A 392-nucleotide genomic window follows, 5' to 3' on the forward strand; every position below is an offset into this window, starting at 1 on the left:
CGCATCACCTACCGGGAACAAGGCCCCAACACACTCTCCATAACCGACGATGCCACCACGATTGCCAACATGCGCGGCGTACTCGAATCCACCAACACCGACCTACTTCAAGCCGCCAACGACATCTTCTTCAAAGAAGCAGGCGGTTCCAAACCGGCAGTGCGCACCCAAGTCATCGTCACCCTCAACGAGCTCGACCAAATCATCAACGGCGACGGGGACGACATAGAGCTCAACCTCACTAACGGCGGGCGCATGACCGGGGCAGAATTCCTCACCCACAAATTCGCCGAAATAGGCTATGCCACCATCGTGCACCCTCTTGAAGGACCCATCGACACCTGGCGGCTATCACGAGGGGCAAACTTCAAACAACGCCTTACCCTGCATGC

Annotated in this window: 1 pseudogene; it reads left to right on the top strand. The window is 57.1% G+C overall.

Annotated elements, in window-relative coordinates:
• Window positions 1-392, top strand: a pseudogene (locus HMPREF2808_RS12310) (HNH endonuclease); the annotation flags it as partial.

Origin of the sequence: Corynebacterium sp. HMSC078A10, from assembly GCF_001811565.1 — a bacterium.
GTDB lineage: Bacteria > Actinomycetota > Actinomycetes > Mycobacteriales > Mycobacteriaceae > Corynebacterium > Corynebacterium hesseae.